The organism is Streptomyces sp. yr375 (assembly GCF_900110755.1).
Lineage (GTDB): Bacteria > Actinomycetota > Actinomycetes > Streptomycetales > Streptomycetaceae > Streptomyces.
On the sequence record NZ_FOFF01000034.1, the window covers coordinates 76183 to 94937 of the forward strand.

An 18755-nucleotide genomic window follows, 5' to 3' on the forward strand; every position below is an offset into this window, starting at 1 on the left:
GTGTTCGTCCCGTTGTGCCCGCTTATCGTGAGCCCGTGGCCCAGGACACCGCGCGGCAGACGCCCCCCGCTCCGGCGACGCCGGTCCGCGCCCTGCTGCCGTTGATCCTGCCCGCTCTCGCCGTCGGCGCTCTGGCGAGCCTGATGCTCCTGCTGGTGACGTGGGTGGCCGGGCGACTGCAGGACGTGCTGTGGCAGAACTTGCCGGACGCGCTGGGCGTGGGCCGGTACTCGGTGCTGTGGATGCTCGCCATGCTCACGGCGACCGGGGTGCTGGTGGGGCTGGTGGTGTGGAAGGCGCCGGGGCATGCCGGGCCGGATCCGGCCACGATGGGGCTGGACGCGCGCGTGCTGCCGCCGGCGGTGCTGCCCGGGCTGCTGGTGGCGACCGCGCTGATGCTGGCGGGCGGGCCGAGCCTGGGCCCGGAGAACCCGATCATCGCCGTGAACGTGGGGCTCGCCTTATGGCTGGGCCGGCGGTTCCTGTCGCGGGCGCCGGGCGCGGTGTGGGTGGCGCTCGCGGAGGCGGGCACGATCGGCGCGCTGTTCGGGACGCCGGTGGCGGCGGCCCTGCTGATCTCCGAGGCGCTGGCCGGGCGGCAGACCGAGGGGCCGCTGTGGGACAGCGTCTTCGCGCCGCTGGTCGCCGCCGCGGCCGGTTCGATGACGACCACGCTGCTGGCTCATCCGACCTTCGACCTGCACCTGCCCCCGTTCGGGCATCCCGGGTGGGACGACCTGCTGGCGGCGCTCGTGATCGCGTCGGTGGCCGCGGCGCTCGGCATGTGCGCCGTGTACGCCTTCCCGTACGTCCACGGCGCGTTCGGGCGGCTGCGGCACCCGATGCTGGCGCTGCCCGCCGGTGGGGTCGTGCTGGGGCTGCTGGCGGCCCTGGGCGGCCATCTGACGCTCTTCAAGGGGCTGGACGAGGTCGGGGAGCTGGCGGCCGATCCCGAGGGCTGGTCGGCCGGACAGTTCGCCACCATGACGGTGGTGAAGCTGACCGCGCTGCTCGTCGCCGCCTCCTGCGGTTTCCGGGGCGGGCGGATCTTCCCGGCCGTGTTCGTGGGGTGCGCCTTCGGCCTCACCTCCCACGCCCTGGTGCCAGGCGTCCACCCGGCGGTGGGTGTGGCGACCGGGGTGCTGGGCATCCTGCTGGCCATCACCCGGCAGGGCTGGTTGAGCCTGTTCGTCGCCGCCGTGCTGGTCGCCTCCCCCTCGATCATCGCCCTGCTGTGCTTCGCCTCGCTGCCGGCCTGGCTGCTGGTGACGGGGCGGCCGCAGATGCAGTTGCACGACGACGGAACGGCGGTGCGGTGAGCGCGTGAACCGATCAGGCCCCTCGATCCGATGAAGCGGTAGAACGCCACCCGGCGGTCACCGCTCAGAGTTGGGAGAAGAAGCCATGCCCCTCCACGAAGGCCCCCAGAAGCCCGACGAGCGTCCCCTGTCCGTGAACCCCTTCTACAGCGAGGCGAATCCGCTCGGCGGGATGACCGAGGCGCCGCCCAAACACCGGCTGCCGGACACCCCGATGCCGCCGTCGACGGCGTACCAGCTCGTGCACGACGAGCTGATGCTGGACGGCAACGCACGGCTCAACCTCGCCACCTTCGTCACCACGTGGATGGAGCCGCAGGCCACGGTGCTGATGGCGGAGTGCCGGGACAAGAACATGATCGACAAGGACGAGTATCCGCGCACCGCCGAGCTGGAGCGGCGCTGTGTGGCGATGCTCGCCGACCTGTGGAACGCGCCCGACCCGTCGGCGACCGTCGGGTGTTCGACGACGGGGTCGAGCGAGGCGTGCATGCTCGCCGGGATGGCGATGAAGCGGCGGTGGGCGCAGCGCAACGCCGACCGCTATCCGGCGCGCGATGTCCGTCCGAACCTGGTGATGGGGGTCAACGTCCAGGTCTGCTGGGACAAGTTCTGCAACTTCTGGGAGGTGGAGGCCCGTCTGGTCCCCATGGAGGGGGACCGGTTCCACCTCGACCCGCAGGCGGCGGCCGAGCTGTGCGACGAGAACACCATCGGGGTCGTCGGCATCCTCGGCTCCACCTTCGACGGTTCCTACGAGCCGATCGCCGAGCTGTGCGCCGCCCTGGACGCCCTCCAGGAGCGGACCGGGCTCGACATCCCGGTGCATGTGGACGGCGCGTCCGGCGCGATGATCGCCCCCTTCCTCGACGAGGACCTGGTGTGGGACTTCCGCCTCCCGCGCGTGGCGTCCATCAACACCTCGGGGCACAAGTACGGGCTGGTGTATCCGGGCGTCGGCTGGGCGCTGTGGCGCGACAAGGAGGCGCTGCCGGAGGAGCTCGTGTTCCGCGTGAACTACCTGGGCGGCGACATGCCGACCTTCGCGCTCAACTTCTCCCGGCCGGGGGCACAGGTCGTCGCGCAGTACTACACGCTGCTGCGGCTGGGCCGCGAGGGCTACCGGGCGGTGCAGGGGTCCGCGCGGGCCGTGGCCCGGGGCATGGCCGACCGGGTGGAGGCGCTCGGCGACTTCCGCCTCCTCACCCGGGGCGACGAGCTGCCGGTCTTCGCCTTCACGACGGCTCCGGACGTGAAGGCGTACGACGTGTTCGACGTCTCCCGGCGGCTGCGGGAGAGCGGCTGGCTGGTGCCCGCGTACACCTTCCCGCCGAACCGGGAGGATCTGTCCGTCCTGCGGGTCGTGTGCAGAAACGGCTTCTCGGAGGATCTCGCCGAGTTGTTCATGGCCGACCTGACCCGCCTGCTGCCGGAGCTGCGGCGCCAGTCGGGGCCGTCGCCTCGGGACAAGGGGGCGGCTACCGGGTTCCATCACTAGGGGGTGCCCAGGACGCCGTCCGGTGCCTGTTCGTCGCCGTATCGCTCCTTGAAAACTGCATAGTGGTGGTCCCTCAGCGGGAGTCCCCCGGATGCCGTTCGCCCGTCGCGTACGGGTTCTCCTGGCCCGCCGCCAGTACGCCGACGAACGGGGCGCCCTCCCCCGCGAAGGTGTAGGCGCCGCCCTCGATCCGGGCGATGAGGCCCTGGGTCCACTCGGCGTCCGCGTCCGCCGTGTGGATCCAGAGGTTCATGATCTCGCCGATGTGGCCCAGTTGCTCCGGGCCGTCCTCGGGGACGTAGTTCTCGGTGACGGCGGAGCGCCACTCCTCGATGCGGCGGACGCGCTCCTTCAGGAGCGACACGGCCTCCGCGCGCGGGAGGTCGACGACGGCGCCGATGGCCGCCGTCTTCATGTCCATCTTCTGGTCGTACGAGGTCAGCGCCTCGCGTACGAGCCTGAGGTACTCCTCGGTGCCGGCCTCGGTGATCTCGTACTCGGTGCGCGGCGGGCCGCCCGCGGTGGACGGGGCGGTCTCGTGCTCGCGCAGCAGTCCCTGCTTCGCCATCTGCTTCAGGGCGTGGTAGATCGAACCCGGCTTGGCGTTGGACCACTCATGGGCGCCCCAGTACTCCAGGTCGCCGCGCACCTGATAGCCGTGGGCCCGCCCGTGCTGACGCACGGCGCCCAGCACGAGAAGCCGGATCGCTGACATGGGCCCAGGTTAGGGCGTGGCGGGCAGGCGCCCGGCAGGTGCACCCGACAGGTGCACCGGCAGGTGCCTGCCCGCGCGGAGCGGTGCTCAGAAGGGGAAGCCGCTGCGGCCGTGCTGGACGGAGATCCACTTCGTGGTGGTGAAGGCCTCCAGGGTCGTCTCGCCGTTGAGGCGGCCGACGCCGGAGTTCTTCTCGCCGCCGAAGGGGACGATCGGCTCGTCGTGGACGGTGGCGTCGTTGACGTGGAACATGCCGGTGTCGATCTGCTTGGCGAAGGCGACGCCCCGCTCGACGTCGGCGGTGTGGACGGCGCCGCTCAGGCCGTAGGGCGTGTCGTTGACCAGGCGGACGGCCTCCTCCTCGCCGTCGAAGGTGTTGAGGAAGACGACCGGGCCGAACACCTCCTGCCGGAGCAGCGCGGAGCTCTCGGGGAGGTCGGCGAGCACGGAGGGCGCGACGACGTTGTCGGTCGTCGTACCGTGCACCAGCGCGTGCGCGCCCTCGGTTATCGCCTGCCGGACGACGTTCGAGACCGCTTCCGCCTGCGAGGAGTTGATCAGGGGGCCGATGGCGGTTTGGGGGTCGCGCGGGTCGCCGGCCTTGAGGGTCTTCACCTTGGCGACGAACTTCTCGGTGAACTCGTCGGCTATCGCGCGGTCGACCAGGACGCGGTTGGCGGCCATGCAGACCTGGCCCTGGTGGACGAAGCGGCTGAAGACGGCGGCGTCGACCGCGTAGTCGACGTCGGCGTCGTCGAGGACGACGAAGGCGCTGTTGCCGCCGAGTTCGATGATGGACCGCTTGAAGTGCGAGGCGGCGACGGTGGCGACGTGCCGGCCGACCTTGTCGGAGCCGGTGAAGGAGATGACCCGCGGGATCGGGTGCTCCAGGAAGGCGTCGCCGATCTCGGCGATGTCGGTCACGACGACGTTGAGCAGGCCCGGGGGCAGACCGGCGTCCTCGAAGAGCTTGGCGATGACGGTGCCGCCGGAGATCGGGGTGTTCTGGTGCGGCTTGAGCACCACGCCGTTGCCGAGGGCCAGCGCGGGGGCGACGGACTTCAGCGACAGCAGGAAGGGCACGTTGAACGGGCTGATCACACCGACGACGCCGACCGGCTCGCGGTAGACGCGGTTCTCCTTGCCGTCGATCGGCGAGGGCAGGATGCGGCCCTCGGCGCTCAGCGACAGGTGGACCGCCTCGCGCAGGAACTCCTTGGCGAGGTGGAGTTCGAAGGCGGCCTTGCCGAACGTGCCGCCGGCCTCGTCGACCAGGACCTCGCTGATCTCCGCCTCGCGCTCCTCCACCAGGCGCAGCACGCTCTCGAAGACGGCGCGGCGGGCGTAGGCGTTGGTCGCGGCCCACTGCTTCTGGGCGCGGGCGGCGGCGCGGTACGCCTCGTCGATCTCCTCGACGGTGGCGGTGGTGATCGAGGCGAGCTTCTCACCGTCGTAGGGGTTGATGGTGATGATGTCCCAGGACCCCTTGCCCGGACGCCACTTGCCGTCGATGTACTGCTGGGCCAGGTCGGTGAAATAGGACGACATGTGAACCCTCAATCCCCTGCTGCGATCGCCTGCGACCGCTCGGCGTCACGATCTGATCACACGTCATCGTACGTGTGTTTCAAGGGAGTTGGGAGGGAAGCCGGTCAGGAAGCCGGTCAGGACAACTGGATCAGTCCGCGCAGCAGGTCCCGGCTCTCGTCCGGTCCGGGGCTGTCCTGCTGGAGCTCCTTCAGCGCCTGTTCGTACTGGCCGACGTCCTCGCGCTTGTCCAGGTAGAGGGCGCTGGTGAGCTGCTCCAGGTAGACGACGTCCTGGAGGTCGGACTCCGGGAAGCTGAGGATCGTGAAGGCGCCGGACTCGCCGGAGTGCCCGCCGAAGCCGAACGGCATCACCTGCAGCCGCACGTTCGGACGCTGGGAGACGTCGATCAGGTGCTGGAGCTGCCCGCGCATCACCCCGCGGTCGCCGTACGGGCGGCGCAGGGCGGCCTCGTCGAGGACGATGTGGAAGTCGGGGGCGTTCTCCGCGACGAGGTACTTCTGCCGCTCCAGGCGCAGTGCGACACGCCGGTCGATGTCGGCGGCGTTCGCGCCCTTCATGCCGCGACTGACGACCGCGTGGGCGTAGGCCTCGGTCTGCAGCAGGCCGTGCACGAACTGCACCTCGTACGCCCGGATCAGCGCGGCGGCGCCCTCCAGGCCGACGTAGGTGGGGAACCAGTTGGGCAGGACGTCCGAGTAACTGTGCCACCAGCCCGCGACGTTGGCCTCGCGGGCGAGTCCGACGAGCGACTGGCGCTCCGCGTCGTCCGAGATGCCGTACAGCGTCAGCAGGTCCTCCACGTCCCGGGTCTTGAAGCTCACCCGGCCCAGTTCCATCCGGCTGATCTTCGACTCCGACGCCCTGATCGAGTATCCGGCCGCCTCGCGCGTGATGCCTCTCGCTTCACGCAGCCGCCGTAGTTGCGAACCGAGCAGCATCCGCCGCACCACCGATCCGGGCTCTCCCGCGCTCACGTTCGCCAGCCTCCCCAGCCGTCTTCAAGGGCCGCAGTCTGCCACTAAAACACTTCGAGCAGTACTCGTCCGATTACAGAGATGGAAAGAAGCCAAAGGATACGCACAGCACGATGCGAGGGAAGAGTGTGGGTAAAGCGAAAGAAGTGCTTGTAAGAAGCGGCAACTTGGCGGAAAAAATGGCCAAGAAGCGGTACGGGCGGGTCCATTTCGGTCACGTGCACGTGCATCTGCCCTTGCATCCGCAGTGCGCATCAGAAACCATGGTCCCGCGCCACCGCTGCATCGCAACGACCGCGAATCCGGGGAGTGCCTCGCATGGGGACGAATGGATCGACCATGCTCGAGCCGTTACGGCAGGGCCTTCCGCCGCTTGATCCCGCGGCTGTGTCCAACGCCGCGTCGTGCGCTCTGCCCGCCCGCTTCGAAGCGGTGCGCGAAGCCCGGCAGTTCACCCGACGGACCCTCGATCAGTGGGACGACGTGGCCGACCGTTTCGACGACGTCTGCCTGGTCGTGTCGGAGCTGGTGACCAACGCGCTGAGACACGGACTGTCCTCGGAGGGCAGCACACAGGATCGGCATCCGCATCCGCCCGTGCGGCTGCACCTGATGCGGTGGACCGAGCGGCTGGTGTGCGCGGTGCGCGACCCCAGCCATGACAGTCCGCTGCCCCGCGAGAGCGAGGACTTCTCGGCGGAGTCGGGCCGCGGCCTGTTCCTCGTGGACTCGTTCGCCGACAGTTGGGGCTGGCACCCGCTCTCCAGCAACCTGGGCGGCAAGGTCGTCTGGGCGCTGTTCCGACTGCCCGCTCCACACAGCCCGAACGGTCCACACAGCCCGAACGGTCCGCACGGTTCGAACACCCCGCACCGTCCGAACACCCCGTAGCGTCCGCGCACTTCCGGCGAATGACGGACCGCGGGGCACCAACGCGCCACGGTTCTACGCGCGTTGTGAGCGATGACACGGTGACGGCGGCGACGGATGCCGGGGCGAAGGGCGGCGGCGTCAGCTCGCGATCAGGTGGTCGAACTCGCCGTCCTTGATGCCGAGCAGCATCGCCTCTATCTCGGCTCGGGTATAGACGAGCGCGGGGCCGTCCGGGAAGCGCGAGTTGCGTACGGCCACCTCGCCGCCCGGCAGCCGCGCGAACTCCACGCAGGAACCCTGCGAGTTGCTGTGCCGGCTCTTCTGCCAGGCAACCCCGTACAACTGTGTGGCCGTCATGCCGTTGTACACGTCGTGCCCCCCGTCAACGTCGTCAACGTCGTGGTCCACAGGTCGCTCCCTGCTGGTGCGCTGGCTCGTGTGGCCCGAGTGGCCATTGGTGCCGTGGTCAACTGTCTCAACTGCCCGGATCATAACCCCGTTCACGTGCAGTCGCATGAGCAGATGCACGTGCACGCGGGGTGCTTGTGCGGTTACAGCTTTGACGCCCGCTTTACCCAACTCGTTCGATTCGGTGACGGTCATGGACTGCGGGTGAAGGTCGTCCGATTCGAACCACTCGTGCTCTAGGAACAGACGCGCACTGCGGCCGTCCTGTTCCCTCAGGACCGCATCGGACTGGACCGGATCGGACTGGACCGGATCGGTGCTGCGGCGGCTCCACCGCGGCAAGCCCGCGCCCCCGCGTCCGACGGGTGGCGTCGGCCGCGGGGGCGGGGGCGAGGTGGGTGCCTACCGGACCACGGCCGGTCGGCCGCCCGGGGGTCAGTGGGCGGGGCCGTAGGGCAGGAGGGCCATTTCCCGGGCGTTCTTGATCGCTCGGGAGATCTGGCGTTGCTGTTGGGCGGAGATACGGGTGACGCGGCGACTGCGGATCTTGCCTCGGTCCGAGATGAACTTTCTCAGGAGATCGGTGTCCTTGTAGTCGATGTAGGTGATGCGTGCCTGGTCAAGGGGGTTGGGGCGGGGCTTGGCGGGCTTGCGCTCGGGCTTGCGGGGCATGGGGTCAGACCTCCAGGAGGGTGTCGAAAGCGGGCGGCAACTGCTTCCAGGCGGCGCGCCCGGCGGCGTACTCGGCGTCGGTGAGCAGGCAGGACTCCAGGAGCTCGGCGAGTCCGTCGCGGTCGAGGCCGGGGGAGGTGAAGACCAGGTGCTGGCAGCAGTCGCCGTGCTCGGGGTGCCAGTCCAGCGCGGCGGCGGCGCGGCGGACCGGCGGGACCATGTCCCAGGCGGCATCCGGGAGGGACGCCAGCCAGGGGCCCACCGACTCGACGCACAGAGCGCCGCCCGCCGCGTCCCAGTGGAGCAGCACGTCGGGCTTGTCGGCGAGCCAGAACCGGCCACGACTGCGGGCGGCGGCGCAGGTCAGATCCTCCAGCGCGTCGTACAGCCGCTCCGGGTGGAAGGGGCGGTTCCGGTGCCAGACGAAGGTGCTCACGCCGTGCGCGTCGGCGTCGGCGGGGAGCAGCGCGCAGGCCGGGTGCTGGGCCGCGGCGGCCGATTCGACGTCGAATCCGGCCAGCACCGCCCGCGCGAGCGGAGACCGTGCGTCGGCGCGGGCATCGGCGGCGATCCGGACCTGGCGGGCCGTCGGGTGGAGCTGTGCCAGCAGCTCGCGGTCCTCGTCGTCGGCGTCCTCGGAGTCGACGACCGCCAGGACGGGGGCGTACTCCAGTTGCCGCGCGAAGGTGTCGGCGACCGTGCGCTGGTCGCTGGCGGCCGCGGCGAGTCCGACGTCGGCGAGGTCGTCGCCGTTGCCGAGGCAGGGCAGCAGCAGCGCCGGGTCGACGGCGGTGACGACGCCGGTGACCATGAGCCCGCCGGCCACGACGACCTCGGCCATGGCCTTGGGTTCGACGGAGTCCCACAGTTCGACGACCGCGAGGCGCGTGGTGCCGTCGGCGGCGAGGCGGCGCAGTTCGGGGACGAGGTCCTCGCGCAGCGCGCAGCAGGCGCAGTCGTTGGACAGCGGCGCCTCGCCTGCGGACAGGATGCCGGTGGCGTCGCTGATCGTGCGGACGACCGTGCCCGCCTCGGCCGTCCCGAGGTCGTGGTGGAGGACGACGCTGCCGGGGACGTCGGCGAGCAGGCGCGCGACCGTCGCCCGGCGGGCGTCGGCGTGCAGCCCGCCGACGATCACGACCGACATGCTCACGCCCCGCCCCGCTTCCCGTAGCGGCGCTCGAAGCGCTCGACCCGGCCGGCCGTGTCCAGGACGCGGGCGGTGCCGGTGTAGAAGGGGTGGCTGACGTCGGAGATCTCGACGTCGACGACGGGGTAGGTGTTCCCGTCCGCCCACTCGATGGTCTTCTCGCCCGCCGTGGCGGACAGCGTCGAGCGGGTGAGGAAGGTGTAGTTCGCGGCGCGGTCACGGAAGACGACGGGACCGTAGGCCGGGTGGATTCCCTTACGCATGGCGGTGGTTCAGCGCTCCTCTCGGAAGTCGACGTGCCTGCGGACGACGGGGTCGTACTTGCGCAGGGTCATGCGGTCCGGGTCGTTGCGGCGGTTCTTGCGGGTCACGTAGGTGACGCCGGTGCCCGCCGTGGACCGGAGCTTGATGACCGGGCGGAGTTCGTTGCGTGCCATGCTGGTACCTTAATGAAAATGAATTCCATTAGCACCATCGATCCTGGCATCGACCGAGGAGAGGTACGTCACCCGTGTCCGCGCACTGCATGCTGACCGGCGCCCAGCCGGGCTTCGGCAACCGCATCTCCCACTCCCACCGGCGCACGTCGCGCCGCTTCGACCCCAACATCCAGTCCAAGCGGTACTGGTTGCCGAGCGAGGGCCGCTACGTGCGGCTGCGGCTGAGCACGAAGGGGATCAAGACCGTCGACACGATCGGCGTCGAGGCGGCCGTGACGCGCATCCGCGCGCGGGGGGTGCGGGTCTGATGGCGAAAAAGAGCAAGATCGCGAAGAACGACCGGCGGCAGGAGGTCGTCGCGCGGTACGCGGCGCGCCGGGCCGAGCTGAAGGAGATCATCCGGCGGCCGTCCTCGACGGACCCGGAACGGGAGGCGGCGCGGCGGGAGTTGAGCGCCCAGCCGCGCGACGCGAGCGCGACGCGCGTACGCAACCGGGACCAGACGGACGGGCGCCCGCGCGGGTACTTCCGGACGTTCGGGCTGTCCCGGGTGAGTCTGCGGGAGCAGGCGCACGCGGGGTACCTGCCGGGGGTGCGGAAGTCGTCCTGGTAGTGGTGGGTCACGAGTGCCTCAGGGGCGGGCTCGGGGGTGGTCTCGGGGGCGGGCTCGGGGCGGGCTCGGGGCGGGCTCGGGGGTGGCCTCCGGGCCGGGCTCCGGACCGGGCTCAAGGGCAGTCTCCGGGCCGGGCTCAAGGGCGGGCTCGGGGCCGGGCCCAGGGGCGGTCTCAGGGGCGCTCTCGGGGCCGGGCTCAGGGCCGGGCTCAGGCCGGGCTCAGGGCCGGGCTCCGGGGTGGTCTCCGGGCCGGGCTCAGGGCCGGGCTCCGGGGTGGTCTCCGGGCCGGGCTCAGGGCCGGGCTCAGGGCCGGGCTCAGGGGTGGTCTCCGGGCCGGGCTCCGGGGTCGTTTCATAAGCGGTGCCCAGGATTCTGCTCGGGATTCCGCTGGAGCTTGCTGGTAGCTTGCTGCGGACTTTCGGTCCTCGCAGTCCAGGGCGGGCCGGGCCGGCTACAGCTTGGGGGCTTGCAGTGACTTCGGCGACTTCGGCGATCTTTTCGCGGGGCGCGGCCGTGGCCGCCACGCTGGCGGGCGCGCTCGCGCTCGCGCTGACCGGGTGCAGCGGCGACGGCGGCTCCGGCGACGGTTCCTCGGCCACGCCTACGACGGCGGCGAGCGCGGACGCCGCCGGGGGCGCCGGGGGCACGAGTGGGGCGACGGCGTCCGCCTCCGGCTCCGGCTCGGTCTCCGCCTCCGACGAGCTGGAGGGCAGTTGGCTGGCCACGACGGACGGCAAGGCGGTCGCCCTGATCGTCACCGGGAAGCAGGCCGCCCTCTTCGTGACCGGCGGGTCCGTGTGCAGCGGGACCGCCGGTACGGAGGCGGGCATGCAGATGATCCACCTCAAGTGCACCACCGGGAAGGACGACCGGACGACCGGCATGGTCGACACCGTCGACGCGAACTCCCTCGAGGTGACCTGGTCGGGCGCGGCCGGAAAAGAGACGTTCACCAAGGCGGAGGGCGGCCAGTGGCCGTCGGGACTGCCGACGCCGGGACTCGGGTAGCGGGCGCGGAGCCCTCGGCGGTCGCCCGCGCGGCGGCTACGAGGGTGGGGGCGCGCGAGGGTGTTCCGCGCGCGTGCGTGATGATCCTTCGAGCACCGTCACGAGACCCGAGGGACCACTCATGCGCGCCGTTCCCATCACCGTCACCGCGCTCGCCGCAACCCTGCTCCTCACCGCCTGCGGCGGCGGGGACGACAGCGGCTCCGCCGGCGACGGCAAGAGCAAGGCCACCGACTCCGCCAGCGCGGCAGGCGCGGCCGGCAGCGCCTGTGCCGCCGGCGACCTGAGCCCGGAGGTCGGCCCCGTCGACGCCGCGCCCGCCGCCGGCGACACCGGCAACGTCACCGTCACGCTCCTCAACAAGGGTGCGGAGTGCACCCTGAACGGCTTCCCCACCGTCAGCCTCCAGGCGGACGGCACCTCCGCGACCGTCGCGAAGGACGCCGCCGCCGAGGCGCAGCCGCTGACCCTCCCGGCTCAGGGCACCGCCTCCTTCACGATCACCTATGTGCGCGGCGCGGGCAGCGGCGACAAGAGCCTCGCCGTCAAGACCGTGAAGTACGGCCTGCCGAGCGCCTCGGCCGACGAGAGCTTCCCGTGGTCGTACGGCGATGTCGCCCTGAAGAGCGCGGACGTGCCGGACGCGACCGTCAGCGCCTTCCAGCAGGCGGGCGACTGACCTACCGGAGGATTACGCCGGACGGGTCAGGGCAGCCGGGGCCGGGACTGTACCCGGGCCCGGTCCGCCGCTTCCGCGCCCTCGGTCCAGCCCGCCTCGTCGGTGACGCCGCGCAGGCGGGTGGAGACCGTCTCGGGGAACATCCGGTCCGTCGCCGCGTTGACCGCGACCTCGCGGGAGGCGAGGACCGGCAGCAGGTCGGCGGTGACCCGGGTCTCGGCGGCGACCGTGATCTCGCCGAGCCGGGCGCCGATGCGGTGGGCGTAGGCGGCGAGGAAGGACTGCCGGAAGGTCTTGGTCCGCTTACGGCCGCCCGCCCGCTGGGCCGCCTCCGCCCTGGCCATCGCGGACTGCGCCTGCACCAGCAGCGAGGTGTAGAGCAACTCCACCACCTCCAGGTCGGCCTCGAAGCCGACGACCGTGGAGAAGGCGAAGGGTTCGTTCCACACCGCCTTGCAGTGGTTGGCGTCGGCGACCGCGTCCAGCAGCACCGCCTTCGCCTGCTCGTACGGCGGCTCGACGCCGATCCGGCAGGCGCCGGGCGCGTCCGGGTCGGGGGCCTGGGCGTCGAGCAGCGCCTCGTCGACGCTGTGCCGGGCCATCAGCTCCTGCGCCTTCGCGGTGAGCGCCTCCGCCTCCTCGGGGAAGCCCGTCGCCTCCGCCTTGGCGAGCAGCGCGCGGATACGGGTGAGCATGCGGGAGTGGTCGCTGGGGCGGGACGACGTGCCATGCGGCCCACGCGCGCGTGCGTGTTCCCGTTCCCGTTCCCGTCCCTGTTGCTGTTGCTGTTGCTGTTGCTGTTCCTGGAGGGGTTCGAGCTTGGGCAGGCGCAGCAGCAGGCGGTAGAGCTCCAGGACCGCGGTGGCGTGCGAGAAACGGTCGCCGGGCGGTGTGGTGCCGGCGGGCAGTTCGGCGAGCTGGGCCGCCCAGCGCCGGCCGCGCGGACGGTCGTCACGCGCGTGTGCCCGTATCGACTCCGCCACCAGGACGACGTGGACGCCGTCCAGCTCGCGCCGCACGATCCGCACCACGTCCGCGGGCTGCCAGCCGCGCCGCCAGAGCGCCGCCACGAACTCCGCGCCGCGCCGGGCGAGTTCGGCGTCCGCCGCCGGGTCGGCGGCGAGGAGCGATGCGCCCCGGTCGAGGGTGGCGTCGGCGGTGTCGTACAGGGCGGCCTGGAAGGCGCGCTCAACGACGCCGGGCGGGTTGCCGCCGGTGCTGTCACCGGTGCCGTGGCCGGTGCTCTCGTCGGTGCTGTCGCTGGTGCTACTCACCGGTCGATCGTGCCATGGCGGTCAGAGTGACAACCTTGGGTTGACACCCTGACCACTGTCAACCTAAGGTTGACACATGACGACTCCACGCCCCGGAACCACCGCATCCGTCCGTCTGGACGACCTCATCGACGCCATCAAGAAGGTTCACGCCGAGCCGCTCGACCAGCTCCAGGACGCCGTCATCGCCGCCGACCACCTCGGCGACGTGGCGGACCACCTCATCGGTCACTTCGTCGACCAGGCCCGCCGCTCGGGGGCCTCCTGGACCGACATCGGCCGCAGCATGGGCGTCACCCGGCAGGCCGCGCAGAAGCGGTTCGTGCCGAAGGAGTCCGCCGACCTCGAGGCCAACCAGAACTTCGGCCGCTACACCCCGCGCGCGCGGAACGTCGTCATGGCCGCCCACAACGCGTCCAAGGCCGCCGGCAACGCCGAGGGACTGCCCGCGCACCTGGTCCTCGGTCTGCTCGCCGAGCCGGAGGGCCTCGCGGCGAAGGCGATCGCCGAGCAGGGCGTCACCCTGGACGCGGTCCGCGAGGCCGCGACCGCCGTACTCCCGCAGCCCGTCGAGGACGCGCCCGAGTTGGTCCCCTACGGCCCGGACGCCAAGAAGGTCCTGGAACTCACCTTCCGCGAGGCCCTGCGCCTCGGCCACAACTACGTCGGCACCGAGCACATCCTGTTGGCGCTGCTGGAGTTCGAGAACGGCGAGGGCGTCCTCAGCAGCCTCGGCATCGACAAGCCCGGCACGGAACAGTACGTCGCGAAGGTCCTGGCCCTGATCGCGGCGCAGGAGCAGGAGCAGGAGACGGAGACGGAGGAGAAGGACGAGGGCTGAGGCTGACGGCTGAGGGTCAATGTCAGACCCCCCTGCCACACTCGGGACATGGCCGACCGGTGGGCACTCGCTCCGGCCGAGGACGGTGGTGTGGAACTCGCCCCCCTCGGCCCCGGCGGGCTGCCCGCCGGGCCGGTGGTGCGGGAGGCGGACCTGGCGCGGGCCGTGCGCGAGCGGCCCGACGTCACCCGCTGGGTCTGGCGTTCCACGGCCGAGGTGTATCCGCGTCTGCTCGCCACGGGGGTGCGAGTCGAGCGGTGCTACGACGTCGAGGACGCCGAGACCCTCCTCCTGGGCCACGAGGGGCGCTCCGGTGAGCCCCGCTCGGCCGCCGCCGCGCTGGCCCGGCTGCGCGGCGGACCCGTACCGCCGGATCCGCCGCAGCGGGCCGCCGCGCCCGGCGCGCAGTCCTCGCTGTTCGACGCGCAGGACACGGCCGTCCGGCTGCCGCTCGACGACCTCCTCGCCGTCTACGCCGAGCAGCAGCGGCGGCACGAGCGGGCCGAACACCCGGCGCGGATGCGGCTGCTGACGGCGGCGGAGTCGGCGGGGATGCTGGTGGCCGCCGAGATGAACCGGTCCGGGCTGCCGTGGAGCGCGGACGTGCACCGCGCGGTGCTGCACGACCTGCTCGGCGAGCGGTACGCGGGCGGGGGCGAGCCGCGGCGGCTGGCCGAGCTGGCCGAGGAGGTGTCCGCCGCGTTCGGGCGGCGCGTCCGTCCCGACCTGCCGGCCGATGTCGTCAAGGCCTTCGCGCAGGCGGGGATCCGGATCAGGTCGACGCGGCGCTGGGAGATCGAGTCCCTCGACCATCCGGCCGTGAAGCCGCTGATCGAGTACAAGAAGCTGTACCGCGTGTGGGTGGCCCATGGCTGGTCCTGGCTCCAGGACTGGGTGCGGGACGGGCGGTTCCGGCCGGAGTTCCTGGCCCACGGCACGGTCACCGGGCGGTGGGTGACCAACGGCGGGGGCGCGCTTCAGATCCCCAAGGTGATCCGGCGGGCCGTGGTCGCCGACCCGGGCTGGCGGCTGGTCGTCGCCGACGCCGACCAGATGGAGCCGAGGGTGCTGGCGGCGATCTCCCGCGACCCCGGTCTGATGGAGGTCGCGGGCCGCGCGAGCGACCTCTACCAGGCCGTGTCCGACCGCGCCTTCTCCGGCGACCGCGCGCAGGCCAAACTCGCGGTGCTCGGCGCGGTGTACGGGCAGACCTCCGGCGACGGGCTGAAGAACCTCGCCGCGCTGCGCCGCCGCTTCCCGCGCGCGGTGGCGTACGTCGACGACGCGGCCAAGGCCGGCGAGGAAGGCCGTCTGGTACGCACCTGGCTGGGCCGGACCTGCCCGCCGGCGGCGGGGACGGGGGACGGCGCGACGGAGGAGGCGGGCATCCCGGTCCATTCCAACGGCCTTGTCGGCTCCGATGGCCTGGTCGACTCCGGCGGCACCGTCGCAGGGGACGACGTCTCGGACGACCGGCAGTGGGTGCCGGGGTACGCCTCGACCAACGCACGCGCGCGTGGCCGTTTCGCCCGCAACTTCGTCGTCCAGGGCAGCGCCGCCGACTGGGCGCTGCTGCTGCTCGCCGCGCTGCGGCAGGCCTGTGCGGGGATGGAGGCCGAGCTGGTCTTCTTCCAGCACGACGAGGTGATCGTGCACTGTCCGGAGGGGGAGGCGGAGGCGGTCGTCGCCGCCATCCGGGAGGCGTCCGACCTGGCCGGACGGCTGACGTTCGGGGAGACGCCGGTGCGGTTTCCGTTCACTACGGCGGTGGTGGAGTGCTATGCCGACGCGAAGTGAGGGGACGGGGGGCGGCGTCGGCTCGGTAGTGGTGATGCCGGCTGGCGGGCGGTCAGATGACCGGGGGCCTGCCGAGCCGGGTCAGGTGCCATACCGTGCGCCACTTCATGGGACGTCGTACGCCCGCCGGTTTCCGTACGCCTTCCGCGAACCCGGCGAACCAGGCCTTCAGGCCGCCGAGGGAGCGGGTGCGCAGGAGGGTGACGGCGATCCAGACGCCCAGGTGGACGGGGATGAGGGGCAGCGGAAGATTGCGCCGGACGAGCCAGACCCGGTTGCGGGCGGTCACCCGGTGGTAGATGGCGTGCCGGGCGGGCGAGGTCTTGGGGTGCTGGAGCAGCAGCTCGGGCGCGTAGAGGATCTTCCAGCCGGCGTCCGTCGCCCGCCAGGCGAGGTCGGTCTCCTCGTGCGCGAAGAAGAACTCGGCGGGCCAGTCGCCGGTCTCGGCGAGCATGGCCATGCTGAGCGCGTGGCCGCCGCCGAGGAACCCGGTGACGTACCCGCCCTGCATCGGATCCGCGGCCCCGACGCGCGGCACGTGCCGGCGCTGGGTCTCGCCGTGCTCGTCGGCGATGCGGAAGCCGACGATGCCGAGGCCGGGATCGGCGACGTACAGGTCGCGGACGCGGCTCAGGACGTCGGCGTCGACGAGCAGCCCGTCGTCGTCCAGTTCTACGACGATGTCCACGTCGCCGTATGCGCGGAGGCGGGCGAGGGCGACGTTGCGGCCCCCGGGGCAGCCGAGGTTCTCGTCGAGGTCGATCGTGGTGACTTCGCCGGGCAGCGAGAGGCGCTCGGCGAACTCGGGGAGGCAGCAGCCGTTGCCGACGATCACGACGCGCGCGGGGGCCAGGTCCTGCTTGGCCACCGACTCCAACAGCGCGTCGACCTCGGCGGGCCGGTTCCCCATGGTGACCACGGCAACGGCGATCCTCGGCTCCACCGACTCCACCACGTCCCTCATTCCATCCGGCCTCGACGCCGACCGCGTCCCGTCCACGCGCCGCCTCGCCGTTCACCTGGATGTCGCCCCAGGTGCGGACGTTGCTCCGGCGCCCCCTTATTCTGCCTCGCTCTTCCGCCGTTCCCGGGATGCCGAGCCCACTGCTGGCGGCGCTGAGGGAGGGCCGTATCGCGGGCGTGGACGTCTTCGACGTCGAGCCCCTCCCCGCAGACCACCCCACGCGGACGGCTCCCCGCCTGCCGGCCACCCCGCACCTCGGATACGTTTCCCGGGCGAACCACGAGCGGTACTACGGGCAGGCGGCGGAGGGGGTGCGGGCGTATCTGGCGGGGACGCCGGTGCGGGTGCTGGGCGGCTGACGACCGCTACTCGGTCGCCGCGAAGAGGTCGTCGGCGGCGGTGGCGTGGACGGCGCGCTGCGACCAGGCGGTGAGCTGGTCGAGGTCCGCGCAGGACGCGACGCGCACACGGACAGCGTCCGGCACGGGGATGCCACGCCATTCGAGAATGCTGAGGATCATGTCGGCCCGGTCCGCGACGCGCCCTTCCTCGCGCCCCTCTTCACGCCCTTCCTCGCGCACCTCCTCCGCGAGGGGGTGTCGCCAGAAGTACTGCATTGCGGTCATGAGATCCCTCCACATCCGCTGCGCCTGAGCATCTGTCAGGCACGAGTCGACGAACTGCACGAGCGCCGCTGCGCTGTCGCGGTCGATGGTCCGTAGGGCGGCTGCCAGCGATTCCAGTATGGCGGGGGCCTGCCGCCCCCGGCCGTGTGTCATCGCGGAAAGCACCGCAAGGGGTACGTCCCGCTCGGCCTCCTGCCGGGTGGCGATGACGGGAACGTTGTCCGGGCCGAGCACGAAGGGCCGCACGGTCAGCGAGGGCATTCCCCGCACACCGAGGTGAATGGGCTCTTCCGCCCAGCGCGCTGTGGCCCTGTTCTGCGTGACGACGATGAGGACGGGTTCACAGCGGTACTTCTCGTGGAGATAGCTGAGGTAGTACGGCCAACTGCCGCGCTTCCTCTCGTCCGGCCGGCCCTGCGACTCCACGACCAGGAGGTAGCTTCCCTCGTCGGTCTCGGCCCGCAGGAGCGTGTCCACGCGCCGCTCGATGGGCTCGATCTCGGTGAGGTCGACGTTCATGGCAGCGAAGTCGTGGGGCGTGGGGAAGGGAACGGACAACACCTGCTGGAGGGCGCTGGTCAGGAGTCCGGGTTCCTTCTGGAAGATCCGGTGCAGCGCCTCGTGCGACGAGCCGACCATCGGCTCTCCTTTCTGTCCTACGTGCTCAACGAGCTACGCCGCGTTCAGTTCGCACCACACGAGCTTGCCCCGGTGGCCCATGCGGGAGAGCGGCTGCCAGTGCCAGAGGTCGGAGCAGGCCCGGACGATCGCCATGCCCCGGCCGTTCTCCGCGTCGCCGAGGTCCTCCAACTTGCGTGCGGGCTCGGGGGGTTCGGGGTCGGCGTCCCAGGCCCCGATCTGGAGGACGCCGTCCCGGAAGCGGAGGCGGAGGCAGGCGGGGCCCTTGGTGTGGAGTACGGCGTTGGTGACCAGCTCCGAGGCGAGGAGTTCGGCGGTGTCGAGGAGACCGGCGAGGCCGTGCACGGTGAGGATCGGACGGAGCGTGAGACGACAGACGGTGACGGCTCTGGGGTCGTGGGGGATGTAGAGGGAGTACTCCCAGGAGTCGGGGGCGGGGGTGAGGGCGGGAATGGGAGCGGGAGCGGTTTCGGGCATGGGGTAGCTCCAGAGGTGGGGTGGGGTTTGTGCGCGGTGGCATGCCTCAGCCGTCCTGGCAGGACGGAGCGGTGCGCTTCCGCAGCGTGTGCGTTGCATCACCGACGGTAGACCTTGAATTCAAGGTTGAGCAAGTGGATCGCGTAACCTGACACCCGAACGAGTCGCGCTTACGGGCATGTTGGGAGGAGCGGTCGATGGGGTTGCGGCGCGAGCCAACAGCACGTCAGCTACGGT

The 18755-nt window shown here is 71.4% G+C and carries 21 protein-coding genes and 1 pseudogene; 10 read left to right on the forward strand and 12 right to left on the reverse strand.

All coding sequences use genetic code 11. The features are described 5' to 3' along the window. Positions 1 to 35: 35 nt before the first annotated feature. Together BMZ82_RS27775 and BMZ82_RS27780 are read left to right on the forward strand one after the other, a co-directional pair. Positions 36 to 1319, forward strand: coding sequence for an ion channel protein (locus tag BMZ82_RS27775; protein WP_093780145.1), 1284 nt, complete (start codon positions 36 to 38; stop codon positions 1317 to 1319). A gap of 85 nt (positions 1320 to 1404) precedes the next feature. Further along, positions 1405 to 2817: a glutamate decarboxylase gene (locus tag BMZ82_RS27780; protein ID WP_093780146.1), complete on the forward strand. Its 1413-nt coding sequence runs from the start codon at positions 1405 to 1407 to the stop codon at positions 2815 to 2817. 73 nt (positions 2818 to 2890) lie between these two features. Here BMZ82_RS27780 and BMZ82_RS27785 read toward each other — a convergent pair whose 3' ends face one another. The 3 genes from BMZ82_RS27785 to BMZ82_RS27795 all read right to left on the reverse strand — a co-directional run bounded on the left by BMZ82_RS27785 (position 2891) and on the right by BMZ82_RS27795 (position 6021). Then, a complete protein-coding gene (locus tag BMZ82_RS27785; RefSeq protein WP_093780147.1) occupies positions 2891 to 3532 on the reverse strand; it encodes a PadR family transcriptional regulator in 642 nt (213 codons plus the stop codon). An 87-nt stretch (positions 3533 to 3619) separates the two neighbouring features. After that, entirely contained in the window at positions 3620 to 5080 is a 1461-nt protein-coding gene (locus tag BMZ82_RS27790; RefSeq protein WP_093780148.1) for an aldehyde dehydrogenase family protein, read from the reverse strand. 116 nt (positions 5081 to 5196) lie between these two features. Next, positions 5197 to 6021, reverse strand: a complete 825-nt coding sequence (locus BMZ82_RS27795) for a helix-turn-helix domain-containing protein (RefSeq protein WP_093780168.1) — start codon at positions 6019 to 6021, stop codon at positions 5197 to 5199. A 354-nt stretch (positions 6022 to 6375) separates the two neighbouring features. Between BMZ82_RS27795 and BMZ82_RS27805 the strand changes: the two genes are divergently transcribed. Continuing rightward, positions 6376 to 6948: an ATP-binding protein gene (locus tag BMZ82_RS27805; protein ID WP_177244690.1), complete on the forward strand. Its 573-nt coding sequence runs from the start codon at positions 6376 to 6378 to the stop codon at positions 6946 to 6948. Between the two features lie 120 nt (positions 6949 to 7068). Here the strand turns inward: BMZ82_RS27805 and BMZ82_RS27810 are convergent, their stop codons facing one another. The 5 genes from BMZ82_RS27810 to rpmG all read right to left on the reverse strand — a co-directional run bounded on the left by BMZ82_RS27810 (position 7069) and on the right by rpmG (position 9597). Beyond that, positions 7069 to 7338 (reverse strand): DUF397 domain-containing protein, encoded by a 270-nt coding sequence (locus BMZ82_RS27810; protein ID WP_093780169.1) that lies wholly within the window; start codon positions 7336 to 7338, stop codon positions 7069 to 7071. A gap of 435 nt (positions 7339 to 7773) precedes the next feature. Continuing rightward, on the reverse strand, positions 7774 to 8010 hold the full coding sequence (gene rpsR / locus BMZ82_RS27815) for a 30S ribosomal protein S18 (protein ID WP_093780150.1): 237 nt from the start codon (positions 8008 to 8010) through the stop codon (positions 7774 to 7776). A gap of 4 nt (positions 8011 to 8014) precedes the next feature. Continuing rightward, positions 8015 to 9157, reverse strand: coding sequence for a CobW family GTP-binding protein (locus BMZ82_RS27820; protein ID WP_093780151.1), 1143 nt, complete (start codon positions 9155 to 9157; stop codon positions 8015 to 8017). A gap of 2 nt (positions 9158 to 9159) precedes the next feature. Further along, positions 9160 to 9423, reverse strand: coding sequence for a type B 50S ribosomal protein L31 (locus BMZ82_RS27825; protein ID WP_093780152.1), 264 nt, complete (start codon positions 9421 to 9423; stop codon positions 9160 to 9162). Between the two features lie 9 nt (positions 9424 to 9432). Continuing rightward, complete coding sequence (gene rpmG / locus BMZ82_RS27830; RefSeq protein WP_093780153.1) at positions 9433 to 9597, reverse strand: 50S ribosomal protein L33; 165 nt, start codon at positions 9595 to 9597, stop codon at positions 9433 to 9435. Positions 9598 to 9671: 74 nt separating this feature from the next. On the opposite strand from rpmG, the gene rpmB reads away from it, so the two are divergent. The 4 genes from rpmB to BMZ82_RS27850 all read left to right on the forward strand — a co-directional run bounded on the left by rpmB (position 9672) and on the right by BMZ82_RS27850 (position 11900). Beyond that, positions 9672 to 9908 carry a 50S ribosomal protein L28 gene (gene rpmB / locus BMZ82_RS27835; protein ID WP_093780154.1) on the forward strand — a complete coding sequence of 79 codons (237 nt, stop codon included), beginning with the start codon at positions 9672 to 9674 and terminating at the stop codon, positions 9906 to 9908. Next, complete coding sequence (rpsN, locus tag BMZ82_RS27840; RefSeq protein WP_093780155.1) at positions 9908 to 10213, forward strand: 30S ribosomal protein S14; 306 nt, start codon at positions 9908 to 9910, stop codon at positions 10211 to 10213. The genes rpmB and rpsN overlap by 1 nt, the downstream gene beginning before the upstream one ends. A 513-nt stretch (positions 10214 to 10726) precedes the next feature. After that, positions 10727 to 11221, forward strand: a complete 495-nt coding sequence (locus BMZ82_RS27845) for a hypothetical protein (protein ID WP_256252139.1) — start codon at positions 10727 to 10729, stop codon at positions 11219 to 11221. A gap of 121 nt (positions 11222 to 11342) precedes the next feature. Continuing rightward, positions 11343 to 11900 (forward strand): DUF4232 domain-containing protein, encoded by a 558-nt coding sequence (locus BMZ82_RS27850; RefSeq protein ID WP_093780156.1) that lies wholly within the window; start codon positions 11343 to 11345, stop codon positions 11898 to 11900. 26 nt (positions 11901 to 11926) lie between these two features. Here the strand turns inward: BMZ82_RS27850 and BMZ82_RS27855 are convergent, their stop codons facing one another. Continuing rightward, positions 11927 to 13174 (reverse strand): DUF2786 domain-containing protein, encoded by a 1248-nt coding sequence (locus tag BMZ82_RS27855; RefSeq protein ID WP_093780157.1) that lies wholly within the window; start codon positions 13172 to 13174, stop codon positions 11927 to 11929. 76 nt (positions 13175 to 13250) lie between these two features. On the opposite strand from BMZ82_RS27855, the gene BMZ82_RS27860 reads away from it, so the two are divergent. Together BMZ82_RS27860 and BMZ82_RS27865 are read left to right on the forward strand one after the other, a co-directional pair. Then, a complete protein-coding gene (locus tag BMZ82_RS27860) occupies positions 13251 to 14015 on the forward strand; it encodes a Clp protease N-terminal domain-containing protein (RefSeq protein ID WP_093780158.1) in 765 nt (254 codons plus the stop codon). A gap of 48 nt (positions 14016 to 14063) precedes the next feature. Further along, positions 14064 to 15812 (forward strand): bifunctional 3'-5' exonuclease/DNA polymerase, encoded by a 1749-nt coding sequence (locus BMZ82_RS27865; protein ID WP_093780159.1) that lies wholly within the window; start codon positions 14064 to 14066, stop codon positions 15810 to 15812. Between the two features lie 52 nt (positions 15813 to 15864). On the opposite strand, the gene BMZ82_RS27870 is transcribed toward BMZ82_RS27865, so the two are convergent. After that, positions 15865 to 16776, reverse strand: a complete 912-nt coding sequence (locus tag BMZ82_RS27870) for a glycosyltransferase family 2 protein (protein WP_093780160.1) — start codon at positions 16774 to 16776, stop codon at positions 15865 to 15867. Between the two features lie 140 nt (positions 16777 to 16916). Here BMZ82_RS27870 and BMZ82_RS27875 point away from each other — a divergent pair. Then, a pseudogene (locus BMZ82_RS27875) lies at positions 16917 to 17135 on the forward strand (NAD(P)-dependent oxidoreductase); the annotation flags it as partial. Positions 17136 to 17141: 6 nt separating this feature from the next. Here BMZ82_RS27875 and BMZ82_RS27880 read toward each other — a convergent pair. Both BMZ82_RS27880 and BMZ82_RS27885 read right to left on the reverse strand, forming a co-directional pair. Further along, positions 17142 to 18041: a hypothetical protein gene (locus BMZ82_RS27880; RefSeq protein ID WP_093780161.1), complete on the reverse strand. Its 900-nt coding sequence runs from the start codon at positions 18039 to 18041 to the stop codon at positions 17142 to 17144. Between the two features lie 33 nt (positions 18042 to 18074). After that, positions 18075 to 18518, reverse strand: coding sequence for an ATP-binding protein (locus tag BMZ82_RS27885; RefSeq protein WP_093780162.1), 444 nt, complete (start codon positions 18516 to 18518; stop codon positions 18075 to 18077). Positions 18519 to 18755: the final 237 nt, after the last annotated feature.

What these genes read in the sequence shown, in the direction of transcription:
- BMZ82_RS27860 (WP_093780158.1), top strand. Translation starts at nt 13,251, where the DNA reads ATGACGACTCCACGCCCCGGAACCACCGCATCCGTCCGTCTGGACGAC.
- BMZ82_RS27780 (WP_093780146.1), top strand. Translation starts at nt 1,405, where the DNA reads ATGCCCCTCCACGAAGGCCCCCAGAAGCCCGACGAGCGTCCCCTGTCC.
- BMZ82_RS27825 (WP_093780152.1), bottom strand. Translation starts at nt 9,423, where the DNA reads ATGCGTAAGGGAATCCACCCGGCCTACGGTCCCGTCGTCTTCCGTGAC.
- rpmG (WP_093780153.1), bottom strand. Translation starts at nt 9,597, where the DNA reads ATGGCACGCAACGAACTCCGCCCGGTCATCAAGCTCCGGTCCACGGCG.
- rpsN (WP_093780155.1), top strand. Translation starts at nt 9,908, where the DNA reads ATGGCGAAAAAGAGCAAGATCGCGAAGAACGACCGGCGGCAGGAGGTC.
- BMZ82_RS27870 (WP_093780160.1), bottom strand. Translation starts at nt 16,776, where the DNA reads ATGAGGGACGTGGTGGAGTCGGTGGAGCCGAGGATCGCCGTTGCCGTG.
- BMZ82_RS27820 (WP_093780151.1), bottom strand. Translation starts at nt 9,157, where the DNA reads ATGTCGGTCGTGATCGTCGGCGGGCTGCACGCCGACGCCCGCCGGGCG.
- BMZ82_RS27885 (WP_093780162.1), bottom strand. Translation starts at nt 18,518, where the DNA reads ATGCCCGAAACCGCTCCCGCTCCCATTCCCGCCCTCACCCCCGCCCCC.
- BMZ82_RS27790 (WP_093780148.1), bottom strand. Translation starts at nt 5,080, where the DNA reads ATGTCGTCCTATTTCACCGACCTGGCCCAGCAGTACATCGACGGCAAG.
- rpsR (WP_093780150.1), bottom strand. Translation starts at nt 8,010, where the DNA reads ATGCCCCGCAAGCCCGAGCGCAAGCCCGCCAAGCCCCGCCCCAACCCC.
- BMZ82_RS27850 (WP_093780156.1), top strand. Translation starts at nt 11,343, where the DNA reads ATGCGCGCCGTTCCCATCACCGTCACCGCGCTCGCCGCAACCCTGCTC.
- BMZ82_RS27785 (WP_093780147.1), bottom strand. Translation starts at nt 3,532, where the DNA reads ATGTCAGCGATCCGGCTTCTCGTGCTGGGCGCCGTGCGTCAGCACGGG.
- BMZ82_RS27880 (WP_093780161.1), bottom strand. Translation starts at nt 18,041, where the DNA reads ATGGTCGGCTCGTCGCACGAGGCGCTGCACCGGATCTTCCAGAAGGAA.
- BMZ82_RS27805 (WP_177244690.1), top strand. Translation starts at nt 6,376, where the DNA reads ATGGGGACGAATGGATCGACCATGCTCGAGCCGTTACGGCAGGGCCTT.
- BMZ82_RS27795 (WP_093780168.1), bottom strand. Translation starts at nt 6,021, where the DNA reads ATGCTGCTCGGTTCGCAACTACGGCGGCTGCGTGAAGCGAGAGGCATC.
- BMZ82_RS27865 (WP_093780159.1), top strand. Translation starts at nt 14,064, where the DNA reads ATGGCCGACCGGTGGGCACTCGCTCCGGCCGAGGACGGTGGTGTGGAA.